Source organism: Actinocorallia lasiicapitis, assembly GCF_054778695.1.
The window spans coordinates 1-6,693 of sequence record NZ_BAAGZI010000330.1 but is presented as its reverse complement, the minus strand read 5'-3'; the positions used below and the strand labels follow the sequence as shown (position 1 = coordinate 6,693).

Sequence of the window (6,693 nt, the reverse complement as noted above, 5' to 3'; positions counted from 1 at the left end):
GCGGGTGCCGGGCCCCTGGCGGGTCGCCGTGCCCGACACCGCCGACCTCGGCGCCCTCGACGAAGGCTGGGCGGAGGCGTTCACCGCGACGGCCCGCGCCCTCGGCCACGAGGGCGTGACGCTCCTGCCGATCGACCCGGCCCCGTTCCTGGAAGCGGCACAGCTCCTCTACCAGGGCGCGTTCGTGGCCGAACGGTTCACGGCCGTCGGCGAGTTCGTCGCGAAGGGCGCAGCCGACCTCGATCCGACCGTCGCAGGGATCATCCGGACGGCCGAGAAGATCCCCGCCCACCGGCTGTTCGCCGACCGCGACACCCTCACCGACCTGCGCGACCAGGCGTTCGCCGCCCTCGGTGACGCCGACGCCCTCCTCCTGCCGACGGCCCCCGGCCACCCCACCCTCGCCGACGTCGCCGCCGACCCGATCGGCGCCAACACCCGGCTGGGCCGCTTCACCAACTCCACGAACCTGTTCGGGATGGCGTCGGTCGCGGTCCCGGCGGCCACGGTCGCCGGACGCCCGTTCGGGGTGATGCTCGTCGGCCCCGCCCACACCGACGACCGGCTCGCCGCGATCGCCTCCCACATCGTGCCGCCCGCGCGCGTCGCCGTCGTCGGCGCCCACCTCACCGGCCAGCCCCTCAACCACGAGCTGACGTCCCGTGGCGCGCGCCTCGTCGCCACCACCACGACCGCCCCCACCTACCGTCTCTACGCGCTCCCGACGATCCCCCCGAAACCCGGCCTGATCCGCGCCGAATCCGGCGCCCCCATCCAGGTGGAGGTCTGGGAGCTCTCGCCGTCCGCCCTGGGCTCCTTCCTCACCTCCATCCCCCGCCCCCTCGGCCTGGGCCGCATCGACCTGGCCGACGGCACCCCCGTCACCGGCTTCATCTGCGCGCCCGAAGCCCTCACCGACGCCCCCGACATCACCTCCCACGGAGGCTGGCGCGCCTACCTCGCCTCCCGCTGACCTCCACCGGGCAGCTCCACGGTGATGCGGAGCCCGCCGGTGGGGCGCGGGGTGAGGGTGAGGGTTCCGTCGTGCGCGTGGGTGATCGTCTTGACGATGGCCAGGCCCAGCCCGACACCCGCCTGATCGGTGTGGAGGCGTTCCGTGCCGCGCTGGAAGGGCTCGGTGAGTTTCGCGACCAGCGCAGGGGCGAGGACATCGCCGGTGTTCTCCACGGTGAGCGTCACGGTCCTGGCGCGGACCCCGGTGATCACCCGCACACGGCCCCGCGCGGGCAAGTTGTGGAGGATCGCGTTGTGCACGAGGTTCGTGGTCAGCTGCAGCAGCAGCGCCGGTGAACCCGCCGTGAAGGCGAGGTCGCCCGAAGTCTCGACGGTGACGCCGCGCCTCTCCGCGAGCGGCAGGAGCGTCTCGGCCGCCTCCTCCGCCAGCAGCGACAGATCGACGGGTTCGCGGCCGAAGGACCGCTGGTCGGCACGGCTGAGCAGGAGCAGCGCCTCGGTGAGGTCGATCGCCCGGGTGTTGACGGTGTGGAGACGGTCGAGGAGTTCGGCGGTGTCGTGCGAGGGGTCGGTGCGGGCCACGTCGAGCAGCGCCTTCGAGATCGCCAGCGGGGTGCGCAGCTCGTGGGAGGCGTTGGCCGCGAACCTCCGCTGCTCGGCGACGTGCGCCTCGAGCCGTTCGAGCATCCCGTCGAAGACGTCGGCGAGCTCCCGGAACTCGTCGCCGCTGCCCGGCAGCCGGATCCGGTGGGACAGCGACCCGCTGGTGGCCAGCCGGGTGGCGTCCGTGATGCGGGCCAGGGGGGCGAGCATCCGGCCGGCGAGGATCCACCCGCCGCCCAGCCCGAACAGCAGCAGGAAGAACAGCACCGCGGCCGCGGCCGACGCGAAGTCGTGCAGCAGCGTCGAGCGGACCAGCACCCCGCCGGGGACGCTCGTGTAGGCGGGCAGATGACGCAGAACGAAGACCCACATCAGGGCGAGCAGCAGCGCGCCGGCGAGCATGAGGAACCCGGCGTAGCTGAGGGTGAGTTTGAGGCGGACGCTCAGCCCCGGCTCCCTATCCACGCGCCCCGCCCGCACGGGTGTCGATGCGGTAGCCGACACCCGCCACGGTGGCGATCACCCAGGGCTCGCCGAGCCGTTTGCGCAGCGCCGAGACCGTGATCCGCACGGCGTTGGTGAACGGGTCGGCGTTCTCGTCCCACGCCCGCTCCAGAAGCTCCTCGGCGCTGACCACACCGCCTTCGGCCGCGACGAGGACTTCGAGGACGGCGAACTGCTTCCTGGTCAGCGGGACGTAGCGGCCGTCACGGTAGACCTCACGGCGGAACGGGTCCAGCCGCAGCCCCGCGATCTCCCGGACGGGCGGCCTGCTGTGGGCGCGCCTGCGGTCGAGGGCCCTCAGCCTGAGCACCAGCTCCCGAAGCTCGAACGGCTTGGTCAGGTAGTCGTCGGCGCCGAGCCCGAACCCGGACTCCTTGTCGTCGAGCCGGTCGGCGGCCGTCAGCATCAGGATCGGCATCCCGCTACCGGACGCGACGATCTGTGCGGCGATCTCGTCACCGGACGGCCCGGGGACGTCACGGTCGAGGACGGCGATGTCGTAGCTGTTGACGCTCAGCAGTTCCAGAGCGGTGTCACCGTCGCCCGCGATGTCGGCGGCGATCGCTTCCAAGCGGAGACCGGCACGGACGGCTTCCGCGAGAAAAGGCTCGTCCTCGACGATCAGCACACGCATGGGAACGATGCTACGGGGCGGCGCATATCGTCGGCATATTGAGAACTTCATACGTCCTGGCAACTGCGGGCTGCCTTGACTGGCGGTATGTCCTACCTATCGGCTTCGAAGCGGAGAACAATCCGAAGGGCGTGGTGGATTCTCGGCGTCGGCGTGATGGTGACGATCGGCGTCGTCATCGGCCGTCAATCGGAGAATTCCGTGCCCTCCTCCGCCATGTCATGGTCCCGCCCCAGCGTGCCGCTCACGCGTGGTCCGCTCGGCGCGGCCGACGGTGTCGTCTCCGGTGGCGTCACCGTCTTCGACGAGGTGATTCCGGCCGTGACCAGGCTGGATCCCGCTCTCCGTGTCGCTCTCCGCCGGGCCGCGACGGACGCCGAGAAGGACGGAGTCACGTTCTCCGTCAATAGCGGCTGGCGTTCCCCGGCCTACCAGAATCACCTTCTTCGCGAAGCGGTCGCCGAATACGGATCCGTGAAAGAGGCCGCCCGATGGGTGGCGACCGCGGAAACGTCCCTTCATGTGCAAGGAAAAGCGGTCGACGTCGGACCTTCCGCCGCCGAGACATGGCTGTCGCGACACGGCGCCGAATACGGCCTGTGCCAGATCTACCGGAATGAGCCCTGGCATTTCGAACGCCGTCCCACGGCGATCTCTCAAGGCTGCCCGAGCCTGTACGCCGACCCCACCCAGGACCCTAGGATGCGCAAGTGATCGACGGAGAGCGGGGCCAGACCGCGGGGATTTGGCGGCGCGGCCCGCTGCTCACGGCGCTGGCACTGCTGCTGGGCCTGCTCCTGCTCCTGCACGCGCAGATCCCGAACCGTCCAGGAAACCTCGGCAGCCTGATCGAGACCTTCCTGCCCTGGTCCGGTCTCGGCGTCCCCGTCCTCCTGGCCGGGGCCCTGTACCGCCGCTCCGCCGCCGCGGCCGTCGCCCTGCTGCTGCCGACCGCAGTGTGGATGCACCTTTTCGGCGCCCTGCTCCTCGACAAATCTCACCCGGGCGGCGACCTCACCCTGGTCAGCCACAACGTCGGCGCCGCCAACCCCGACCCCACCACCACCGCCCGCACCCTCGCCGCCTCCGGCGCCGACATCCTGGCCCTGGAGGAACTCACCCCCCAGACCACGGGCATCTACGAGAACGAACTGGCGGCCACCCACCCCCACCACACGGTCCTGGGCACGGTCGGCCTGTGGAGCAAGTTCCCTTTGTCGGACACCCACCCGATCGACGTCATGAACCACGGCCCCCTGGCCGCCACCATCACGGCCGAGCGGAAAGCCGCCCCGAACCGGGCGCTGCGCACCACGGTCACCGCCCCGTCCGGCCCTCTGGTCGCCTTCGTCGCCCACCTGGGCTCCGTCCGCGTCAACCCCCGAGCCGGCTTCTGGACGGCGTCCCGCAACATCGGCATCCAGGCCCTCACCCGAGCCGTCACCACCGAAGAACACCAACGAGTAGTTCTGCTGGGCGACCTGAACGGCACCACCACCGACCGAGCCCTCACCCCCCTCACCGCCCACCTCCGCCCAACCCAGGAAGCCGCCGGCACCGGCTTCGGCTTCACCTGGCCGGCAACCTTCCCCGTCGTCCGAGCCGACCACATCCTCACCCGCGGCGTAACCCCGACCCGCTCCTGGCTACTCCCTGCCACCCCCAGCGACCACCTCCCCATAGCAGCCAAAATCACCTGGTGGCCACCGCTGGACGCCGCTGCCGTCCTGCGCCAGCTGGCAAGTGAGTTGGCCTTCGGATCCGCCCTGAAGCAGGAAGCGGAAAACCTGGGCACGGCGTTCATGCTGCTCGAGGCCGTCGAGCATGGTTCTCTCGCATGGCTACCGGTAGTGGGCGATCGCGATGGCGCCGACCGGGTTGGCCTCGCCGTCGGCGATCGATCCTGCGCGGAGGAACACCTCGGCCTTCGGGACGATCGCGAGATGGCCTGGTTCGAGCACGCGGGTCTCGGGGCCGTCCAGCGGGTCGGGTGTGATGGCCGTGCGGGTCCAGCGTCCGCCGGCGTCGCGATGGAAGAGCGCGGTCTCGCTGGTCCGGTCAGACTGCCCGGCGATCCAGACGTTCTTGCCGACCGTGACGGGTTGTCCGAGCATCCAACCGCGCGCTTCGCGCGGTGTTTCGGCCTTCCATCGAGTCCCGGTCCAGATGATGAGGGAGCCGACGGACGTCTTCTCCTTGGACGTGCGGTTGCACGTGGCCATGGGTTTCCCGGCCGTTCGCGTGATCTGCGCGTGCCCCCTCTCACAGGAAGGGAACGGCACTTCCCGCCAGCGCTTCCCATCGAACCGGACGGCGCGAAGGCGGCCGCCTCCCTCAGGGAACGTCGGGGTGGCCTTCAACCCGGTGCCCCACAGGTGTCCCTTGACCCCCATCACCACCGAGCCCAGCACCAGGGGAACGGAGCTCTCCTTCCACGATCTGCCGTTGAAATGAAGGGCGACCGCACGGAAACGCCCCTGCACGACCCGGGAACCGAACAGCCACACGTCCTTGGGCCCGGTGACGGCCATCGACCCGATCGTGTACCCCTCCCACCTCCGCACCACGGACCAGGCTTTGCCGTTCCATCGGGCGAGCGTCGAGGCGTGATGCTGCTCGCGTGGCGGATACGGCGCCTCGGGCAGCCTGAACAGGCCGACCGCCCAGACATCGCGCGGACCGGACGCGGCGACCGGCCCCACGAGGTTGCCCATCCGGCGAGGAAGGCGCGTGGATCTCCAGCGCTCGCCGTTCCAGCGGTAGGCCAGCAGATCGTTGGTCGGCCGGTCCTTGAAATCGGCGCCGTCCGAGCTGCCGAACGCCCACGCCTGCCGCGCGTCGACGGCCAGAACCCGGTCGAACGACGAGAAGCCCTTGCTGACCTTCGGTTCCAGCACCTTGTCGAGCTGCCAGTCCTGCGACGCCAGCGCAGGCGAGCCGCCACCCAACAAGACTGCCCCGAGCAGCACGACACAACCCGTGATCTTCGACATTCGCAACAGGCCGACTCCCATCCACCCCGCCCAGCCGAACGGGCGGGCCCTGCAGTATCTCTGAAGATCACAGGGAGCGGGACGCTGTATCGCCTGGCGTGAGAGCGACGGGATACGTTGGCTTGATGATCAATCCGGTGGAGTTGGTGGTTTTCGACTGTGACGGCGTGCTGGTCGACAGTGAGCGCATCGCGGTTCGGGTGCATTCGGGCGTGCTCTCGGAGCTGGGGTGGCCGTTGAGCGAGGCCGAGGTGACCGAGCGGTTCGTCGGGCGCTCCACCAAGTCGATCAACGAGCTGATCGAGGCTCAGCTGGGATCGGTGGTGACGGCCGAGGTCGAGCGCCGTTTCCAGCGGCTGCACGCGGAAGCGGTGGACGCCGAGTTGACCGCAGTCGACGGCATCGTTGAGGCGCTGGACGCGATCACGCTCCCGACCTGCGTGGCTTCGAGTGGAAGCCACGCGAAGATGCGTCATACGCTGGGCCGTACCGGGCTGTATCAGCGGTTCGAAGGACGGATTTTCAGCGCGTCCGAGGTGGTCCACGGCAAACCGGCGCCCGATCTGTTCTTGCATGCCGCCACACAGATGGGTGTTCGACCAGACCGATGCGTGGTGGTCGAAGACAGCCGGTTCGGCGTCCAGGCCGCACGCGCCGCAGGTATGCGCGCCCTCGCCTACGCGGGCGGGTTGACCCCGGCGCAGTGGCTGGAAGGCCCCGCCACGATCGTCTTTGACGACATGCGCCTGCTTCCTGAACTCCTCGACCAACTCTGACGGATCCGGTGTGACCGAGTTGCGGAAGCCACCTTCATGAGGTCCCGCACGGACGCCTGGGCCTCTGACAAGCGAAAACGTCCGAGGTGGGCGGCTGAGCGCGGCGCCTTCGCTGAGGGCGTCCGGTTCCGGCTGGTTCGGTGGAGTCGGCCTCTTGTGACGTCCTCGGGCGTCGCGCCCTTATTGGGGTTGTTCGGGTGGGGGGGTG

At 69.8% G+C, this 6,693-nt stretch carries 6 protein-coding genes and 1 pseudogene; 4 read left to right on the top strand and 3 right to left on the bottom strand.

The features are described 5' to 3' along the window. Positions 1-973, top strand: a 973-nt coding sequence (locus ACYVE7_RS26500) for an allophanate hydrolase-related protein (RefSeq protein WP_460368242.1), incomplete at its 5' end; no start/stop codon positions are given. Here the strand turns inward: ACYVE7_RS26500 and ACYVE7_RS26495 are convergent. Then, the gene (locus ACYVE7_RS26495; protein WP_460368240.1) at positions 955-2,043 is read right to left on the bottom strand and encodes a sensor histidine kinase; all 1,089 of its coding nucleotides are present in this window, start codon (positions 2,041-2,043) and stop codon (positions 955-957) included. The two genes, ACYVE7_RS26500 and ACYVE7_RS26495, sit on opposite strands and share 19 nt — an antisense overlap. Next, positions 2,036-2,716, bottom strand: a complete 681-nt coding sequence (locus ACYVE7_RS26490) for a response regulator transcription factor (RefSeq protein WP_460368238.1) — start codon at positions 2,714-2,716, stop codon at positions 2,036-2,038. Before ACYVE7_RS26490 ends, ACYVE7_RS26495 begins: the two co-directional genes overlap by 8 nt. A gap of 156 nt (positions 2,717-2,872) precedes the next feature. Here ACYVE7_RS26490 and ACYVE7_RS26485 point away from each other — a divergent pair, with 156 nt between their 5' ends. Beyond that, positions 2,873-3,430: a M15 family metallopeptidase gene (locus tag ACYVE7_RS26485; protein ID WP_460368244.1), complete on the top strand. Its 558-nt coding sequence runs from the start codon at positions 2,873-2,875 to the stop codon at positions 3,428-3,430. Next, positions 3,430-4,416 (top strand): annotated as a pseudogene (locus tag ACYVE7_RS26480) (endonuclease/exonuclease/phosphatase family protein); the annotation flags it as partial. The gene ACYVE7_RS26485 and the pseudogene ACYVE7_RS26480, both read left to right, overlap by 1 nt. Before the next feature lie 141 nt (positions 4,417-4,557). Here ACYVE7_RS26480 and ACYVE7_RS26475 read toward each other — a convergent pair. Continuing rightward, on the bottom strand, positions 4,558-5,685 hold the full coding sequence (locus ACYVE7_RS26475; RefSeq protein WP_460368246.1) for a hypothetical protein: 1,128 nt from the start codon (positions 5,683-5,685) through the stop codon (positions 4,558-4,560). Positions 5,686-5,834: 149 nt separating this feature from the next. Here ACYVE7_RS26475 and ACYVE7_RS26470 point away from each other — a divergent pair, with 149 nt between their 5' ends. Beyond that, positions 5,835-6,485 (top strand): HAD family hydrolase, encoded by a 651-nt coding sequence (locus ACYVE7_RS26470; RefSeq protein ID WP_460368237.1) that lies wholly within the window; start codon positions 5,835-5,837, stop codon positions 6,483-6,485. Positions 6,486-6,693 lie beyond the last annotated feature (208 nt).